Annotated in this window: 13 protein-coding genes and 1 pseudogene; 8 read left to right on the top strand and 6 right to left on the bottom strand. The window is 63.8% G+C overall.

Annotation, left to right across the window (positions count from 1 at the left end; translation table 11 throughout):
• The first annotated feature begins 1 nt into the window (after position 1).
• The 6 genes from X741_RS157560 to X741_RS157585 all read left to right on the top strand — a co-directional run bounded on the left by X741_RS157560 (position 2) and on the right by X741_RS157585 (position 6130).
• The gene (locus X741_RS157560) at positions 2–1063 is read left to right on the top strand and encodes a zinc-binding dehydrogenase (protein ID WP_023777142.1); all 1062 of its coding nucleotides are present in this window, start codon (positions 2–4) and stop codon (positions 1061–1063) included.
• Entirely contained in the window at positions 1060–1791 is a 732-nt protein-coding gene (gene hutC / locus X741_RS157565) for a histidine utilization repressor (RefSeq protein WP_013896990.1), read from the top strand. Before X741_RS157560 ends, hutC begins: the two co-directional genes overlap by 4 nt.
• Positions 1792–1899: 108 nt before the next feature.
• Complete coding sequence (locus X741_RS157570) at positions 1900–3192, top strand: hypothetical protein (RefSeq protein WP_023777141.1); 1293 nt, start codon at positions 1900–1902, stop codon at positions 3190–3192.
• Positions 3193–3437: 245 nt separating this feature from the next.
• On the top strand, positions 3438–4445 hold the full coding sequence (locus tag X741_RS157575) for an ABC transporter substrate-binding protein (protein WP_023777140.1): 1008 nt from the start codon (positions 3438–3440) through the stop codon (positions 4443–4445).
• A 124-nt stretch (positions 4446–4569) separates the two neighbouring features.
• Positions 4570–5337, top strand: coding sequence for an ABC transporter permease (locus X741_RS157580; protein ID WP_198023944.1), 768 nt, complete (start codon positions 4570–4572; stop codon positions 5335–5337).
• Between the two features lie 10 nt (positions 5338–5347).
• Positions 5348–6130 (top strand): ABC transporter ATP-binding protein, encoded by a 783-nt coding sequence (locus X741_RS157585; protein WP_023764680.1) that lies wholly within the window; start codon positions 5348–5350, stop codon positions 6128–6130.
• Positions 6131–6173: 43 nt separating this feature from the next.
• Here X741_RS157585 and X741_RS157590 read toward each other — a convergent pair whose 3' ends face one another.
• From X741_RS157590 to X741_RS157600, 3 genes are all read right to left on the bottom strand, one after another.
• Positions 6174–6503 (bottom strand): hypothetical protein, encoded by a 330-nt coding sequence (locus X741_RS157590; RefSeq protein ID WP_023777138.1) that lies wholly within the window; start codon positions 6501–6503, stop codon positions 6174–6176.
• 172 nt (positions 6504–6675) lie between these two features.
• Entirely contained in the window at positions 6676–8568 is a 1893-nt protein-coding gene (locus X741_RS157595; protein ID WP_023777137.1) for an ABC transporter ATP-binding protein, read from the bottom strand.
• Positions 8569–8616: 48 nt separating this feature from the next.
• A complete protein-coding gene (locus X741_RS157600) occupies positions 8617–10515 on the bottom strand; it encodes an ABC transporter ATP-binding protein (RefSeq protein WP_023777136.1) in 1899 nt (632 codons plus the stop codon).
• 311 nt (positions 10516–10826) lie between these two features.
• Here X741_RS157600 and X741_RS157605 point away from each other — a divergent pair, with 311 nt between their 5' ends.
• Both X741_RS157605 and X741_RS157610 read left to right on the top strand, forming a co-directional pair.
• On the top strand, positions 10827–12173 hold the full coding sequence (locus X741_RS157605) for an FAD-binding oxidoreductase (protein ID WP_023777135.1): 1347 nt from the start codon (positions 10827–10829) through the stop codon (positions 12171–12173).
• Between the two features lie 127 nt (positions 12174–12300).
• On the top strand, positions 12301–13740 hold the full coding sequence (locus X741_RS157610) for a 2-hydroxyacid dehydrogenase (RefSeq protein WP_023777134.1): 1440 nt from the start codon (positions 12301–12303) through the stop codon (positions 13738–13740).
• Positions 13741–13791: 51 nt separating this feature from the next.
• Here X741_RS157610 and hutH read toward each other — a convergent pair.
• The 3 genes and pseudogenes from hutH to X741_RS157620 form a co-directional block, all read right to left on the bottom strand.
• Positions 13792–15289: pseudogene (gene hutH, locus X741_RS21370) on the bottom strand (histidine ammonia-lyase).
• A gap of 147 nt (positions 15290–15436) precedes the next feature.
• Positions 15437–16540 (bottom strand): alcohol dehydrogenase family protein, encoded by a 1104-nt coding sequence (locus X741_RS157615; protein ID WP_023777132.1) that lies wholly within the window; start codon positions 16538–16540, stop codon positions 15437–15439.
• Between the two features lie 8 nt (positions 16541–16548).
• Positions 16549–17928: an aspartate aminotransferase family protein gene (locus tag X741_RS157620; RefSeq protein WP_023777131.1), complete on the bottom strand. Its 1380-nt coding sequence runs from the start codon at positions 17926–17928 to the stop codon at positions 16549–16551.
• Between the last annotated feature and the right edge of the window lie 67 nt (positions 17929–17995).

Here is a 17995-nt window from a genome sequence, read left to right as displayed (position 1 = left end):
GATGAAGGCGGCACGACTTTATGGCCCCGGCGATCTGCGCGTCGAGAATATCGCCACGCCAGGGATTCCGGATGCCGGCTGGGTGAAGCTCAGGGTCGATGCCGCCGGCATCTGCGGTTCGGACTTGCACAATTTCCGCACCGGGCAGTGGATAAGCCGCTCGCCATCGACGGCCGGACATGAGTTGACCGGCACGGTGATCGCCATCGGCGAGGGCGTCGATACCGTCGCCGTTGGCGACAGGGTGGTTGCCGATTCCCGGTTCTGGTGCGGGGACTGCGCGCAATGCCGCGCCGGCAGTCGGCATCTCTGCGGGTCGCTGGGTTTCGTCGGAGAAATCTGCGACGGCGGTTTTGCCGAACAGGCCATGTTGCCCGCACGTCTGCTGCATGTCATCGATGCCGACCTTGACGAGCGGGTTGCCGCGATGGCCGAGCCGCTTGCGGTGGCGCTGCACGCGGTGCGGCGCCTGCCAAAGACGACGGGCTCGGTGCTTGTCGTCGGCTGCGGGCCGATCGGCGGTCTTGCCGCGCTGCTGCTGTCGCGAACCTTCGCCGGCACGGTGCTTGTCGCCGACCGCAACCAGGCCCGCTGCACCCGTGTGGCCCAGGTGACTGGAGCCACGATCGTCGATCTCGACCGCGATGCCATCGCCGCGGCAACCGCCAATGCCCCGCTGCTGGCGGCCGTCGAGGCGACGGGCAGCATCGCCGCATTCAACCAGTTGCTCGGCGTGCTCGATTCCGGCAGCGCGGTGGCGATGGTCGGTATCTTCCATGGTCGCCTCGACATCGATCCCAACCTTCTGGTCGAACGCGAGATCGCTTTGCTGGGATGCCATGCCTTCGCCGACGAAATGCCCGACGCGGTGCGGATGCTGGGTGAACTCAGCGAACCGCTGCTCGCCCTGATCGATCGCGAGATCGGCCTGGACGAGGTTCCGGCTGCTTATGAACGGCTGTTGGCGGGGCGCAGCGATGGCTTGAAAACGATCATCCGCATGCGGCAACCTGTTGAGCCCGCTTTGATTTCCGATAAATTGGCGGAAAGGATTTTGACATGATCGATTTGCCCGATACGGCGAGCCCGCTCTACGAGAAGGTGAAGGATTATATCCTGACCAACATCGGAACGGGCCGGTGGGGCAAGGATCGCAAGCTGCCGTCCGAGAATGAGTTGGTGGTTTCGCTTGGTGTGTCGCGAATGACGGTTCACCGGGCCTTGCGGGAGCTGACCGCGGCGGGATTCCTGATCCGATTGCAAGGTGTCGGCACGTTCATCGCGCCGCCTCGGCCGCAGTCGACGCTGATCGAGATCAACAACATCGCGGCAGAGATCGTCGAGCGTGGCAACAGGCATCGCTCCGAGGTTCTCGTCCTCGAAACGATCATGCCGTCGAAGGAGCTCGCGCTGTCGTTCGAGTTTCCAAAGCGGGTCTCGATCTATCATTCGGTGGTCGTCAATTTCGAGAACGACCTGCCGGTGCAATTGGAAGAGCGCTTCGTCAATCCGAGCCTGATCCCAGACTACGACAAGCAGGATTTCACCAAGACGGCGACCTATGACTACCTCATGCAAAAGACCCCGGTGACCGAGGTCGAGCACATCATCTCCGCGATTCCGGCCGACAAGGAGACGGCGCGGCATCTGGGCATCGATGTCGGCAGCTGTTGCCTTCTCCTGCACCGCCGCACGTGGACGGGCGCGGTCGTCGCCACGATCAGCAAGCTAACCTACGCCGGCAGCCGCTATTCGCTCGGCAGCCGCTATTCCCCCTCCAGAACCAACTGACGTCAACGAGAAAGCACAAGCCGCGGAGCGTTCGCTGTAAATGTATATACATGTATTGATGAAAGTGGCTTTGCCTCTGGTGGACGGCCTGGCTGGCAGGGACGGCGGATGACGCAGCCACAGAGCCGCACGGCGCGAATCCGGGCTCTCGCGCAGCATGATGCCGCGGCGGCGCAGCAAGCGCTATCGGCATTGCTGGGCGATCTGTTCGGGATGAACCCCGGCAATGTCCGCATAAACGTGGACAAATACAGCCTCAATTCTTTGAACGGTTTCTTCGATAGCGATGGCGAGGCCTACTTCTTCAAGTTCCATCAGGAGGAACGGGAGGAAGGCATGACCGGTGAGTATTACCGGGCCGAGATCCTGTCGCGCGCCGGCCTGCCGGTCGACCAGCCCGTCCATATGTCGGCCCAGCCGGGCGAACAGATCCTTGTCTATCGCCGCCGCACGGATCCGAGATTTTCGGACGTGCTGTTCGCGCTGGATGCCGAAGATGATCCCGAGAAAAGGCGACAGGCGGTCCTTGCCGAGCGCGACCTGTCCGCAAGGTTGCTCGAGGTCTATCTCGAGACGCTGCATCCCGTGACCGTCGCGGAGGTGGCGGCGGAGCCTATCCACCGGCTGTTTTATGAGCGGCTGATCGACCCGGATACACGCGCATCCCCAGGCGGCCGGCTGGCCGATTTCTATGTCGGCAAGTCGTTTGCCTTTCCCGGCGCGGAACTCGACTGGGACCGGTTTTCGCGGCTGAAGTTCGTCATCAACGGCCAGCTTTACACCAAGGGCATCGGTGAGCTTTTCGATGCCGCGGCCGCGCGCTTGCGGCCGGATCGGCTTGCCGATGCCGGCGGCGTGGTCGCGCACGGTGACGCCCACAACGCCAATGTCTGGTACACCAAGAAAACGGGGAGGGCGGTACTGTCCTTCTTCGATCCCGCCTTTGCCGGCTCGCATATCCCGACGCTGCTGGCGGAAGTGAAGGCGACGTTCCACAACATCTTCGCCCATCCGTTCTGGCTCTACGATCCGGCCATCGCGACCGAGGCTTTTCGCGCGCAAGCGCGGCTGGACGGGAACCTGCTCCATGTCGACACGGACTGGGATCTGAGCCCGATCCGCCGCGACTTGCTGGAGGTCAAGGCGACCGCGCTGTGGCGGCCATTGCTGCTGGAACTCAAGCGGCGCGGCATGCTCCCGGCGGATTGGCGATCGGTGCTGCGCTCAGGGCTCTTCCTGTCGCCGATCCTGGTCATGAACCTGCGGGCCGGTGCGCGCAGTCACACGCCGGTCTCCTCCCTGATCGCCTTTTCGGTTGCGGTCATGGTCGGCAGCGAGCCTGACACCGGAGCCGATCGGGTGAGCGATTTCCTCGACCGGATCGATCCTGAAAGAGCATGAGTGATGGTTGCGGGGGATGCGGGCGGAAGGCCTAGCCACGTCGAAAATTTGAGTCACTCCAACTTGTATATGCATGTATGTATTTTAGCCTTGACATCCGCTTCCGCTAACGCTGAAATATCCTCGCACTTCACCATGAAGTGGCGGGCAAGACGCCGAGGCACAGTGCCGCAAGAGCAGACCCCGCAGTCTCACCAGACCGGACGCCTGGTAAAAGAGCGGTCTGATCATCAAGGGGAACTCAGATGCATAAGCTAGCAGGACAATTTCGCGCGCTCGTGATGGCCGCCGCCATCGGGATCGCTGCCGCCCCGGCAGCCCACGCGGCCGATGCGGCCATTCCCACGACGCCCGAGGCCGGATCGTTCAAGATCGGCATCGAGCCCTGGCTCGGCTATGGCCAGTGGCATGTCGCCGACGCCAAGGGCCTGTTCAAGGCGAATGGGCTGTCGGACGTTCAGATCGTCAATTTCGCCGAGGACAAGGACATCAATGCCGCGCTCGCCAGCGGCCAGCTCGACGCCGCCAACATCGCCACCCACACGGCGATGGGCATGGTTGCCGCCGGCCTGCCGGTGAAGATCGTTTTGCTGCTCGATGTCTCCATGACGGCCGACGCCATCATCGCCGGCAAGGACGTCACCTCCATCGCCGACCTCAAAGGCAAGCAGGTCGCCTTCGAAGAAGGCACGACGAGCGACATCCTGCTCAAATACGCGCTCTCCAGGAACGGCATGTCGGTCGCCGATATCCAGCCAGTTCCAATGCCAGCCGCCGACGCCGGTGGTGCCTTGATCGCGGGCCAGGTGCCGGTCGCGGTCACCTACGAGCCATACCTCACTGTCGCCATGGCGCAGAACAAGGACGTCAAGCTCCTGTTCACCGCCGGCGAGGATCCCGGCCTGATCAGCGACGTGCTGGTGGTGCGCGACGAGGTGATCAAGTCACGGCCCGGCCAGGTGCTGGCCATGATCAAAACCTGGGATGCGGCACTGAAGGACTACAAGGCCGACACGCCTGGTGGCCGCGCTATCATCGCCAAGGCCGTCGGTTCGGACGTCAAGGATCTCAACACCGCCTTTGATGGCGTGCGTTACTATTCGCTCGCCGAAAACAAGACGGCGCTCACCGGCGACTTCACCAGCAAGACGTTCGCCGATGTCGAGGCGGCGGCCAAGAACGCCAAGCTGCTGCAGGCCGACGTGACGCCGGAGCAGATGATCGACCCGTCCTTCGTCAAGGCGGCGGAATGACGACGGCCGGATCGCGGTGGTGACGCAGATGTCCGCACAGCCCTCCGCGAAGACGGCCCCGGCTCGCTCCGCACCGGGACCGGTCACGAAACAGGCAAGGCGTCGCCGATCCTCCGGGATCGGGGTGCCGATCGCCAGGTCGCGTTTCCTGATGATCGCGGTGGCCGTCTTTGTCGGGCTCGGCCTTGCCTGGTGGGCGGCGACCGGACTGGAATGGGTAAAGCCCATCTTCCTGCCGTCGCCCGGCAGTGTCGCGACCCAGATCGCCAAGCTCGCGACCGAGGGTACGTTGTGGCTGGACCTCAGGGCCTCGATGTACCGTATTTCCATCGGTTTCCTCATCGCCTCGGCACTGTCCATACCGATCGGCGTGCTGATCGGCAGTTTCCGCTCATGGGAAGCGGCCATCGAGCCGCTGGTGGATTTCATCCGCTACATGCCGGTCGTCGCTTTCGTGCCGCTTTCCATCCTGTGGGCGGGCACCGGCGATACGCAGAAATTCCTGATCATCTTCATCGGCACCTTCTTCCAGCAGGTGCTGATGATCATGGACAATGTGAAGCGGGTGCCAGCCGATTTCATCGGCCTCGGCCGCACGCTCGGCCTGCCGGACCGAAAGATCCTGACGCGCATCGTCGTTCCCAGTGCCTTGCCCGGCATCTGGGATACGCTGCGCATCAGCCTGGGCTGGGCATGGACCTGGCTGGTGTTGGCTGAACTCGTCGCGGCGACATCTGGCCTCGGCTATCGCATCACCGTGTCGCAGCGTTATTTCCAGACAAACACCATCATCGGCTACATCCTGCTGCTCGGCGTGCTCGGCCTCATAACCGACCAGGTCATGAAGGCACTGGAAAAGGTGCTGTTCAGGCAAGATGGCCACTCGCAGTGAGGAACGGCCGATGAACCCTCCCAAATTGCGCATCGCCGGTCTCCACAAGAGCTTCGGCACGGGAGAGCGGCGCACCGAAGTGCTGCGCGACATCAACCTCGATCTTGCCGACAACGAATTCGTTTCTCTCGTCGGCACATCGGGCTGCGGCAAGAGCACGCTGCTGTCGATCGTGGCCGGGCTGCAGGACTTCGACGCCGGCGATCTCAGCATCGATGGCGCACCGATCCTGCAGCCGGGTCTCGATCGTGGCGTCGTCTTCCAGTCCTACACGCTGCTTCCCTGGCTGACGGCGCGGCAGAACATCGAGTTTGCCCTCAAGGCCGCGGGTTACGATCGCGCGGCCTGCCGCGAGATCGCGCTCGAGCATCTCGATCTGGTCAAGCTGTCGGACAGCGCCGAGCGCTATCCATCGGAGCTGTCGGGCGGCATGAAGCAGCGCGTCGCCATTGCGCGCGCGCTTTCCTATCGGCCCAAGATGCTTTTGATGGACGAGCCCTTTGGCGCGCTGGACGCCTTGACCCGGCACCAGATGCAGGAACTGCTGACCCAGATATGGGAGGAGCATCGGCTCACCGTGCTCTTCGTCACGCATGACGTCGAGGAGGCCGTCTATCTGTCGGACCGCATCGTCGTCATGGGGATCGGCCCGGGACGCATCATGCAGACCTTCAACGTCGACATCGAGCGTCCGCGCCGGGAAGAGGTGATGGAAACTCCGGCTTTCATGGATTTGCAGCGCGGCGTGCACAAGGCCATCCGCGAGGCGTCAAGACGCCCCGAAATGGCGTAGCATCCGCGCGCTGCACTTTGCCGATCCGCTCAGCGGTCAGGACTCAAGGGCCATGGGGACTGCATATGCCGAGCGTCCATGCAATGGTTCCGCAGAAGCCGCCGACATACCCACGATAGCTGCCGTAGCCATTGTAGTAGCTGTCCATCCCGCCATTGTCGCCGGCCGAGTTGTCGCCAGCCAAACCGTCGCCAACCACCACATATTCGCGGTGAACGGCGTGCCGATGCCTGTCACCATGATGAGTTGTGGTGCGGACAAAATGGTGCCTGACCGTACGGTGCCTGACCGCGGCATCGGCGATGGAACTGAATGAAATCGCGCTCGCGGCCGCCAAGATGATGACACCGGTGAGCATGATCTGCCGTTTCATGAGGATGCCTCCTGTTCATGCGAGACATGCATGACCAGAAAACGGCCTCCGCACCCGATGCGTTCCTTCACAAAATCGGGACAGGGATTCGCCGGATGCATTGTGTCCCTGGGCAACTGCTGAGAGCGATCATCCCGCTGCTCTCCATTCCTGTCGGGCTCTGCCGCAACCCTCAGGTCGCTTTGCCGATAGCCGCGTCCATTCTCATCTCCTCCTCGGAAATGTCGTCGAACGAAGCGTAGTTCATGTTGTAGAGGCGGGCGTAGAGGCCTTTCTTCCGCATCAGCTGTTCGTGGTTGCCGCTTTCGACGATCTCGCCATTTTGCAGGACGATGATGCGGTCGGCGCCGCGTATGGTGGCCAGACGGTGGGCGATGACCAGCCCGGTGCGGCCTTCCAGCAGCTTGATCAGCGCCTTCTGGATCAGCATCTCGGTGTAGGAATCGATGCTGGCCGTGGCCTCGTCGAGCACCAGGATCTCGGCGTCGGCCACTAGTGCGCGTGCAAAACTGATCAGCTGGCGCTGGCCGAGCGAGAGATTGCCGCCGCGCTGCTCGAGTTCGGTGTCGTAGCCATTGGGCAGGTGCTCGATGAAGTCGTGCGCGCCGACGGCTTGTGCCGCGCGCACCACTTCCTCGCGGGTCGCGCCGGTCTTGTGATAGCGGATGTTCTCCAGCACGGTGCCGGAAAACAAGAACGGCTCCTGCAGCACCATGGCCACCTGGTCGCCGAGCGAGTCCTGCGTCAGGTCGCGCACGTCGTGCCCGCCGACGAGGACCTCGCCGGACCAGACATCGTAGAAACGGTGCACCAGCGCCATGGAACTCGACTTGCCCGATCCGGTCGGGCCGACAAGAGCGACGGTCTCGTCCGGATTGACGCGGAAGGAGATATTCTTCAGCACCGGCTGGTTAGGCCGGTAGCCGAAGGTGACGTTCCTGAACTCGACCGAACCGTCCATGTCGCGCGACAGCGTCACGGCATTTTCCTTGTCGCTGACATCCACCGGTACGTCGAGCACTTCGGAGATGCGCTGGCCCGAAGCCATGGCGCGCTGCATGACGCTGTACTGCATGGTGAGCGAGCGGATCGGATCGAAGAAACGCTGGATGTAGAACAGGAACGCCACCATGACGCCGACGTTGAGGCTGTGCGACAACACCATCGAACCGCCGACGACGATGACCGTCGCCATGGCGATGCCGGTCAGCGTATCGACGATCGGCACCATCACCTGCGCGTATTTGGCCGAGCGCAGATGGGCATTGAGATTGGCCAGCACCTTCTCGTCGTAGAGGTCGAAATTGACATGCTGGCGCTCGAGGCTCTGCACGGTGCGCACGCCATGGATGCCTTCGGCGAGCGCCCCGTTGGCGATCGAGTTGGTCTCGTGCGCCGCCATGAAGGCGACCTTCGCGCGCGGCAGCCAGAACAGGCGCACGATGAACAGCACCGGCATGGTCGATAGCGTCAAGAGCCCGAGCCGGAAGTCGAGCCACAAAAGCACGCAGACGATACCGAACAAGAGCACGATGTCGCCCACCGACATCACGGATGTTTCGAGGAACTCCTGCATCGAATTGACGTCGCCCTGCAGGCGCGACATCAGGCGGCCAACCTCGGTCTTGTCCATGAAGCTCAGCGAGACGCGCTGCAGGTGGCTGAACATGGCGCGGCGCAAATCGGACAGCACGTTCTCGGCCACCTTGCCGACGACGCTTTCCTGCACATGGCTGGCGGCATAGTTGATGAGGATGATCACCGCGAAGACGCCTGTCGCCGAGATCATCACCGAGCGGTCGAGCTTGCCCGCGGCCATGCCGTGGTCGATGGCGTAGCGGATGACCAGCGGGATCGCGAGCTGCGTCAGCGTGAACACCAGCACAGCGGCGACCGAGATGAAAATCCGGCCCCGATACGGCCTGACGAAGCTCCAGATACGCCTGATGATGCGCGGATCGTAAGCCTTGCCGAAAACCTCTTCCTCGTCGCGATGCGACCCGACGACGGCCTTGGTTGGCCGCCCGCTGGTGTCTTCCTTCTCATCGTCGATGTGTTTCGACATCACGCGGCTCTATCTCTTTAGTTTTGACGCAACTCCCAAGGGAAAGCGCTACGCGCTTTTCCCGGGAAAACCGGTTTCCACTTTTCCTGGAATTGCTCTCGCCACGGGTCGGTCCTCGTCGGGCCGCAATTGCAGGTCGTAAAGCGCGCGATAGCGTCCACCTTGCGCCAGCAGCTCCTCATGCGTGCCGCGCTCGACGATCCGGCCCCCTTCGACGAACAGGATCTGGTCGGCATGCATCAGCGAACTCAGCCGATGCGAGATGATCAGCGTCACTCGATCCCTGGCGAAGCGCTTCATCGCCGCCCGTATCCGCTGCTCGGTGCCAGCATCGATTGCAGCGGTCGAATCGTCGAAGACCAGAATCGAGGGCCGCAGCATCAGGCTGCGCGCGATGGTCAGGCGCTGCCGTTGGCCGCCGGAAAGCGATGCGCCGCGTTCGCCGACGACCGTGGTGTAGCCGGCGGGGAGCCCGATGATGTAGTTGTGCAACTGGGCATATTCGGCTGCCTGCCCGATGCGGGTCTCGCGCGCCCACGGATTGCCATAGGCGATGTTGTTCTCGATCGAGGTGGTGAACAGGAACGCGTCCTGCTGCACGACGCCGACCGCCTTGCGCAATGATTGCAGCGTGACCTTGCGGATGTCCTGGCCGTCGATGGTGATCGCGCCCGATGTGACGTCGTAGAAGCGCGGGATCAGATGCGCGATGGTCGACTTGCCGCTACCCGGCGGGCCGACAATGCCGATGGTTTCGCCGCACCTGGCTTCGAACGAAATGCCCGACAGTGTCGGCCGGCCGCCTGAGCCCTCGTAACGGAAGCCGACATCATCGAAGCGCAGCACGCCCTCGGTGACGACAAGATCCGTGGCGCCGGGCGCGTCCTTGATATCGAGTTCGGCGTCGAGCAGTTCGAACAGCCGCGTGCCGCAGGTCGAGGCGCGCGCGAACGAGTTGACCATCAGGCCGAGCTGGCGCACCGGCATCTGCAAAATGGTCATGAAGGTGAGGAACTGGGCCAGCGTGCCGACGCTGATCTGGCCTGCGATCACCTTCTGGCCGCCGAACCAGAGCACTAGGCCCATGGCGGCGAGGAAGGAAAAGTTCATGGCGCTGGTGTTGCTGACGCGGATGTCGACGCGCTTATTGGCGAGGTCCAGCGCATCCTGCTTGGCACGGTCGAATTTTTTGAGCTCGTGCCGCTGCGCCGCGAAGGCACGCACGACGCGGATGCCGCCGAGGTTCTCGTCCATCACTCGGCTCAGCACCGACAGACGCTCCTGCAGCGTCAGCCAGGTGCTGCGCAGCGCCAGTTGCGTCACCGATGAGCGCCAGGCGACGAACGGCACGAAGCTCAGGCTGAGCAGCCCGAGCACGAGATCGGTGCTGATCAGGAGATAGGCGCCGACGCCGATCAGCACACTGAGCAGCACCACGCGCAGAATGCCGGTGGAAAAGAACATGCGCACGCCGTCGAGATCGAGCAGACCGAGCGTGATCAGATCGCCGGTATGGACCTTGTCGTGAAAAGAGAAGCTCAGGCGCTGGATCTTCTCGTAGAATGCCAGGCGCAATTCATAGCCGGTCCGGTGGCCGACGGCCTCGCCATAGTAGTTCTGCGCCATGGTGAAGAGCCCGCGCAGGATACTGACCACGAGCAGCGTCAGCGCCGTGTTCCACAGCGCCTGCTCCGCCGCCGCGCCGGCGCCCGCGGCCATCACGCCCCGCGCCTGGTCGATGGCGCGTCCCAAGAGGCGTGGGATGAAGAGTTGCAGCGTCGCGGCGATGAAGGTCGAGACCAGGGTGATGGCGACTTGCCAGGGATGGCGCAGCGTCATGCGCACGATACGCAGCAGCGTGCTGAGGCCCTTGCCCCAGGAGGCTTCCGCCACATGGCCAAACGACTTGCCGCGCTTCGCCGCGCTGCTGGTTGCATCCGTAAGCAAGGAAAATATCCAGTCTAATCCGGACATTAGCCCGGACGAATGAAACAGACTCAGTTCTGATGGTGCGATGTTACGCGTGTCCGACTTGACCGTTCAAGGGGCCAATGGCGGCATCGCACTATGCCTGAAGCGGCGCCGCGATTGGATCCCATCTGCATCAACAACTTTATTGCATTGGCACGCAGATTCTCCAGCCCGGCCCAGCCATGACGGACTATCAGTTCGGTCAGGGTATCGCCGACATTCCACGCAAGCGGCCAAGGCCACCAAGGGCCAGCCACCGCCGTGGAATACCAGGAGGATCGTATTCTTTGACACGTTTTCCTTTCACCGAAGCCATGCCGATCCAGTTTCAGGCGCCGTTGCCGAAGGATCCGGAGGTTGTGATCATTGGCGGCGGCATCATCGGCGTGACGACGGCTTTGTTCCTGGCGCGACGGAACATTTCGGTGACATTGCTGGAAAAGGGGCGCATTGCCGGCGAGCAATCGTCGCGGAACTGGGGCTGGATCCGGCAGCAGGGTCGAGATGCCGATGAACTGCCGATCGTGATCGAAGCGCAACGGCTCTGGCGTCAACTGGCCGAAGAATGCGGCGAAGACATCGGGTTGAAGCAAACGGGCGTTACCTATCTCGCGCGAACCGACAAGGAGATGGCCGGTTTCGCCAAGTTCCTGAAGATCGCCGAGATGCATGGCGTCGACACGCGTCTGCTTGACCAGGGCGAGACGGCCAAGCTGATCCCTTCCATGTCGCGTCCCTTCAAGGGCGCGATGATCACCCCATCGGACATGCGCGCCGAGCCCTGGGTAGCGGTGCCGGCACTTGCTCGCCTGGCCGCCCGGCAGGGCGTCACCATCATCGAGAATTGTGCTGCGCGGATGCTCGATATTTCGGCGGGGCGCATCAGCGGTGTCTGGACCGAGCAGGGTCGTATCGCCACCTCGAACGCCGTCGTCGCGAGTGGTGCGTGGACGTCGCTCTTCCTGCGCGCACATGGCGTCTCGATCCCGCAGCTCAGCGTCAGGTCGACGGTCGCCGCGACCCAACCCATGCCTGAAATCCATTCGGGTGCCGTCGCCGACGAGCATATCGCATTCCGGCGCAGGCAGGATGGCGGCTACACGCTGGCATCGGGAGGCTCCAGTCAACTCTATGTCGGGCCTGACGCGTTTCGTCACGCGCGCAAATATGTTCCCGCCCTGATGGCCAATCCTCTTGGCATCCGCTACCTGCCGGCGGCGCCGCGAGGCTATCCGGACAGCTGGTCGACCCCGCGCAAATGGAACGCGGACGAGGAAAGCCCGTTCGAACGGATGCGTATCCTCAATCCCGCCCCCAAAGCCTCCGCGCTGCGCGATATCGACCGCGAATTCACCGCACTTTTCCCGCAGTTCAAGACAGTGCCGCTCAAGGCGAGCTGGGCGGGCATGATCGATGCGATGCCGGATGTCGTGCCCATAGTTGATCGTGCCGTCGAAATTCCGGGTCTCGTTATCGCCACCGGGATGAGTGGTCACGGCTTCGGCATCGGACCCGGAATGGGCCGCGTCGTGTCAGACCTCGTCCAGGGAAACGAGCCGGGACACAGTCTTCACAGGTTCCGCCAATCCCGGTTCAGCGACGGCAGCGCGATCGAATTGGGACCCAGCCTCTAGATCGTGTCGCAGCTAGCCGCGGGTTTGCCGCCAGCGATCGATCTGAGGCCCTTCCGGGCGGATAGGTTCTGATTGAGAGCGTGCCGCTGTAACGGCAGGCCTTTCCGTTCTTGCATGGGGAAACGACGTGACAGCGAACGCGAATACACAGGCCACGAACCCAATCGATCCGCAACGCGCCTACGCCATGCTGATCTGCGATCTGGTCGGCCTGCGCTTCGGTCCCGACGGTAAGCCGGACGCGGGCGAAGTGCGCGCCCATATCGAAGCCAAGGGCGGCCGCTTCCACGCAGGCGCGCTTGGCGACAAAGCGGGTCTTGAGCATGGCCGCGTGCATTTCTTCTACCAGCCGGACCTCAGCACGCGCGAAGAGCTGATCGAGGCCGCCGGCGACGGGCGCTATGACGCCGTCATCGCCGCCGCGACTTTCCTTCCCGCGGAAACCGTTTTTCCGCTGGCCGGCGTGCGGATCGGTGCCGGCACCGGCAATATGGGCTCGCGCTCCTGGGGTGGCGGCAGCGGCGAGGGCGGCACGGCAGTGCTTATGAACACACCCGGCATCAACAGCCGTGCCACGGCGCAGATGGTGATGAAGGCGATCCTGAAAGTGCTGCCGGACCTCCCGGTCGACACGCTTCATGAGCGGGTAGCGCGCGGTGCCTTCGACACCGGCAGGGAACTGCGCGATTTCCCAACCGAGAAGCTCGAAGGCAAGACAATCGCGATCATCGGTTACGGCAATATCGGCCGCGAGGTCGCCAAGCTCGCCCGCGCCTTCGGCATGCGCGTGGTGATCCACGCACGGCCGCGGCACCGGGACTGGGTGGAAGCCGAGGGCTTTGCCTTCGCGCCAGACCTCTGCGATGCGGCTGAAGGCGCCGATGTGCTCAGCGTTCATGTCGGTTTGGGCAAACAGGATGCGCACACCGGCCGCTACGTCAATGCCGGCCTCGTCGGCGCTGATGTCTTGCGCCGCATGAACAGTGGCGCGGTGCTGGTCAATTATGATCGTGGCGAGCTTGTCGACGTTGAGGCTCTCGATGACGCCTTGTCGTCCGGCCGGATCCGCCATGCCGCAATCGACGCCGACCTGTTCAGCGATGCTTCCACCGGAAGTCTCTCAGGCCCGATGCTGCCTTATCTCGATCTCGTCGGGAAGCATGCCGGCAAGCTTGAACTTCTGCCGCATGCGGCGGCCGATACGGACCATCCCTCGCGCGTCGCCGGCGCCAAGCAGGCCGTCGACCAGTTGTTCGACGTCATCTGCCGCAAATCGGTGACCAACGCAAAAGGCACCGTGCCACCCGGCTATCTTTCCCTTGGAGCGACGACGCCTCCTGGCATCGGGCCGGTGACGGCGGATCACATCTTGAAACTGACCTCTGGCGAATGCTCCGAACTGGCGGATGTCTGTGACCGGCAAAGCCGCTTGTGGCAGGCCCTCTCGGACGTCGCACCTGCCGAGCGCGGCACGATCGTGGCCGAACAAGGCGAAGAGCTTGTCCGGCTGATCGACCGGTTCTGCCTCCTGGCGGAGAACCTGAATCTCCGCGGGCCGTACCAATAGTCTCGATCTGCCGGTGCCGCGTTCAAAACCACGACGAGCTCGACCGCCGGCTCAGTACCGGGGACCAGCCACCATGCGCGCGACCCGGGTCATGTCGGCGCTCATCCTCGCGATCGTCATCGAGCGGGCTGACGAGCGCGCGCACCGCGGCAAAGGTCCGCTGCGGCCCTTCGCCCATGCTGTCGACGACGCCGCGCAACTCCACGCCCGTCGCCGCGAAGATCAGCTCCATCGCAACCAGATAGCGCATGCGCTTGACGATCTCGGCGGTCTTGGCCACCACCCGCGGCGCCATCGACGACTGGTCTTCGATGCCGTCAGATACGGCAAGCGGGCTGAGCGACATCGGATTGGCCAGATGGCGGATCTCGGCTTCCAGCGCGGCCAGCGGCTTCTGCAGTTCGGCATAGCCCTGGCGGCTGCCGCCCCTGGCCGACAGGAAGCGCGGCAGTTCGGCAGTTATCGGCGACATCAGCTTCATGCCGCGGTTGGCGATGCCGACCGCGCAATGCGCCAGCGCCTGGCCAAGCTGTTCCCAGGCCAGCGTCATCGCCGTGAGATCGAAATTGCCGTTCGAGATCACCCGCTCGCCCGCGGCCAGGATCACAGGATTGTCGCCTGAGTGGGTCAGTTCGATCTCGGTCGCCAGCCGCGCCTGCTCGAACGCGTGGAGCAGGCCACCCCAGACCTGGGGCACGCAGCGATAGCTGAGCGGATCCTGGAGGCGCCGTGCCGCCTTGTCCTTCCACAGGCCGCTTCCCGCCAGTTCCTTGCGCAGCCGGGCACCGATCTCGCGCTGGCCGAAGGCCGGCCGTGCGGCCAGCGCATGCTCGTCGATCGCGGTGAGGGAAGAACGGAACGCCTCATAGTTGAGGGCGACCGCTGCCAGCGCCCAGTCGATGAGATGCCCGACATCCTCGAGGCACAGGCAGGCCGTTCCGGTCGACAGGCTGTTGGCGACGATGATGGCGTGGCCGTCCTTCTCGCGCAGGTCGAGCGGTTCGAGCCCGGCCAGTGCCAGCGCCTCGGCGGACGGCATGATCCTGCCCCGGAATTCCGCTTCGCCGTCGCCGCCCAGCGCCCTTGCCATATGGCCGAGATGGGCAAGGTCCGCCGCCCCGATCGATCCCCAGGTGGGGATCACCGGATGGACGCCGGCGTTAAGCGCCGCCACAAGGCCCATCACCACGCGCTCGGAGGTGCCGGTGCCGCCGGCCGCCATGCCTGAGATGCGCGCGGTGATCATCGCCCGCACCGCCTCGGTCGGCAGGGCGGGCCCGATGCCCATGCTGTGGCTGAGTGGCACGCTGTGCTGGAACGCGATCAGGTCGGCCTGCGCCAGCGGTGTGTCGACACAGGCGCCCAGGCCCGTGGTGACGCCGTACATCGGCTTGCCGAGCTGCGTCAGATGCTCGATGAGGGCGCGGCTCGCCCGGATGCGGCGCATCGCCTCCTCGCCCAGCATGAGCCGGGCGTTGCGGCGTGCGATCTCGGCGACATCCGCGACGCCGAGCGGCTTGGCATCGAGCACTATCATTCGGGCTGTCATTCTCGCCTGTATCCTGTGACCGGAGGCCCGGACCAGCGGCGCGGCGGGCGTCACTGTTTGTGACGGCTTGCAGGCTGGACTGCAAGCCATTCCCGTTATGGCAGCGGTAGGAGGACGGCAGAAGCGAGGATGCCTGGATTTCGGGAGCTACGCCGATTGCTCCGCGACCGCGTCGGGCACCACCACCAGCTTGCCGACGAAATCCTTGGCGATGAAATCGGCCTGCGCGCGATGGAAATCGGACAGCCTGTAGACGCCGCCGACCAGCGGCCGGATCTTTTTCGCCTCGATATATCCGACGATGCGGCGAAAATCGGCGCGCGTGCCCTGGCTCGAGCCGTGCAGTTGCAGCTGCTTGAGGTACATGGTCCTGAGATCGAGCTGCACGACCGGACCGGCGATCGCGCCTGCGGTGGTATAGCGGCCCTCGGGCCTCAGGATGCGCAGCAGGTCGTTGAAGGTCGCGCCGCCGACGAGGTCGGCCACCACGTCGATCGGCTTGCCGCCGGTCGCCTCGGCCACGGCTTGCGGCAGGTTGGCGACGCCACGGGTGATGACGGCCTCGGCGCCGATGTCGCGCACCGCCTGCTCCTTGCCTTTGCCGACGACGGCATACGGGATGGCGCCGCGCGCCCGTGCCAACTGCACGATGCCGGAGCCGACGCCGCCCGAGGCGCCCGTGACTAGCACGCGCTCGCCGGCTTTCAGGCCGGCGCGTTCCAGCATCTGTTCGCCGGTAAGGTAGGCGCAGCAGAAGGTGGCGAGTTCGACATCGCTCATCTCCGTATCGACGACATGCGCATTTTCGGCCGGCACGGTCTGGTATTCGGCGTAACCGCCATCGCGGCCGTGTCCCATATAGTCGATGTCGGCCAGTGAATCGTCGTCGCGGTTGTAGATGGAAAAATCGACCATCACCCGTTCACCGACACGATCCGGCGAGACGCCTTCGCCGACGGCAGCGACGATGCCCACCGTGTCGGTGCCCTGGACACGCGGAAAGGTCAGCGTGTTGCCCTGGCGCCGCCAGGTCGACACGGCGGCGGCGTCCTCTTCCGTGCCATAGGCGCCCTGGCGCACCCAGACATCGGTGTTGTTCATCCCGCAGGCGCTGACTTTCACCAGCACTTCGCCGGGGGCGGGGGCGGGCACTTTCACATCGGTGCGGTAGACGAGCTTTTCCGGTCCGCCGTGCCCGGTGAGCAGCACGGCGGCCATGGTGGCGGGAAGGGTTCTGGTCATGGCATTCATGGTCGATTTCACAGATTGGAAAAAACGCTGTTCACCGCATCGGCGGTCTTGGAGACGACGACGTCGGCTTCTTCGCGGGTCAGGCAGAGCGGCGGCGCGAAGCCGAGAATATCGCCCTGTGGCATCGCACGGCCGATGACGCCGCTGGCGGCAAGTGCCGTCGCCACCTGCGGACCGATCTTCTGCGAGGCGTCGAAGAACACCCGGTCGTCCCTGTCGGCGACGAACTCGACCGCCGCCAGCATGCCGTCGCCGCGCACGTCGCCGACATTTTTGTGGCCGCCGACGGCCTTGGCCAGTTCGGCACGGAAATAGGCGCCGGTCTCGCGGGCATTCGTCACCAGGTCCATCTCGTCGATCAGTTCGAGATTGGCGACGCCGGCGGCTACGCAGATCGGATGCGCCGAATAGGTCCAGCCATGGCCGAGCGAGCCGAGCTTGTCGGAACCCTGCACCAGCACCTGCCACATCTTGTCGGCGACGATGACGCCCGACAGCGGCGCATAGGCCGAGGTCAGGCCCTTGGCGATGGTGATCAGATCGGGCTTGATGCCGTAATGGTCGGAACCGAACATGGTGCCCAATCGGCCGAAGCCCGTCACCACTTCATCCGCGACCAGAAGCACGTCGTGCTTTTTCAGCACGGCCTGGATCTTTTCCCAATAGCCGGCGGGCGGCGGCACGATGCCGCCGGTGCCGAGGATCGGCTCGCCGATGAAGGCGGCGACGGTCTCGGGGCCTTCGGCCAGGATCATCTCCTCGAGCTTGTCGGCGCAATGTTGCGAGAACTGCTCCTCGCTCATCGAGCGGTCGGCGCGGCGGAAGTAGTAGGGCGCTTCGGTGTGCAGGATCGGCGCGCGCGGCAGGTCGAAGGCGTTGTGGAAGAGATCAAGCCCGGTCAGCGATCCGGTCATCACGCCCGAGCCGTGATAACCACGCCAGCGCGAGATGATCTTCTTCTTCTCCGGCCGGCCAAGCACATTGTTGTAGTACCAGATCAGCTTGATGTTGGTTTCGTTGGCATCCGAACCGGAGAGGCCGAAATAGACCCTCGACATGCCCTTGGGCGCGCGGTCGATGATCATCTTGGACAGCGTGATCGAGGCCTCGGTTCCGTGCCCGACATAGGCGTGGTAATAGGCAAGATTCTTGGCCTGGGTGGCGATGGCATCGGCGATCTTCTGCCGGCCATAGCCGACATTGACGCAATAGAGGCCGGCGAAGGCATCGATGCTCTTCCTGCCATTGTTGTCCCAAACGGTGACCCCTTCGCCGCCGGCCATGATGCGCGTCGGCGATTCGCCCCGCGCGTGCGTGCCCATATGCGTCGACGGATGGAAGAAGTGATCGCGATCCCAGGCGGCGAGTTCGTTGGACTGATCGAGCATTTTTTTACTCCTTAAGGGATGGCTGGACGCGACTTAAGATGTGTTGAGATTCAGGCCAGGCCATTTG

This window comes from Mesorhizobium sp. LNHC221B00 (assembly GCF_000502935.1).
Taxonomy (GTDB): domain Bacteria; phylum Pseudomonadota; class Alphaproteobacteria; order Rhizobiales; family Rhizobiaceae; genus Mesorhizobium; species Mesorhizobium opportunistum.
This window is presented reverse-complemented; position numbering and strand designations above follow the sequence as displayed.

Coding starts and splice junctions, on each gene's coding strand:
- X741_RS157560 (WP_023777142.1), top strand. CDS start 2: ATGAAGGCGGCACGACTTTATGGCCCCGGCGATCTGCGCGTCGAGAAT.
- hutC (WP_013896990.1), top strand. CDS start 1,060: ATGATCGATTTGCCCGATACGGCGAGCCCGCTCTACGAGAAGGTGAAG.
- X741_RS157570 (WP_023777141.1), top strand. CDS start 1,900: ATGACGCAGCCACAGAGCCGCACGGCGCGAATCCGGGCTCTCGCGCAG.
- X741_RS157575 (WP_023777140.1), top strand. CDS start 3,438: ATGCATAAGCTAGCAGGACAATTTCGCGCGCTCGTGATGGCCGCCGCC.
- X741_RS157585 (WP_023764680.1), top strand. CDS start 5,348: ATGAACCCTCCCAAATTGCGCATCGCCGGTCTCCACAAGAGCTTCGGC.
- X741_RS157590 (WP_023777138.1), bottom strand. CDS start 6,503: ATGAAACGGCAGATCATGCTCACCGGTGTCATCATCTTGGCGGCCGCG.
- X741_RS157595 (WP_023777137.1), bottom strand. CDS start 8,568: ATGTCGAAACACATCGACGATGAGAAGGAAGACACCAGCGGGCGGCCA.
- X741_RS157615 (WP_023777132.1), bottom strand. CDS start 16,540: ATGAATGCCATGACCAGAACCCTTCCCGCCACCATGGCCGCCGTGCTG.
- X741_RS157620 (WP_023777131.1), bottom strand. CDS start 17,928: ATGCTCGATCAGTCCAACGAACTCGCCGCCTGGGATCGCGATCACTTC.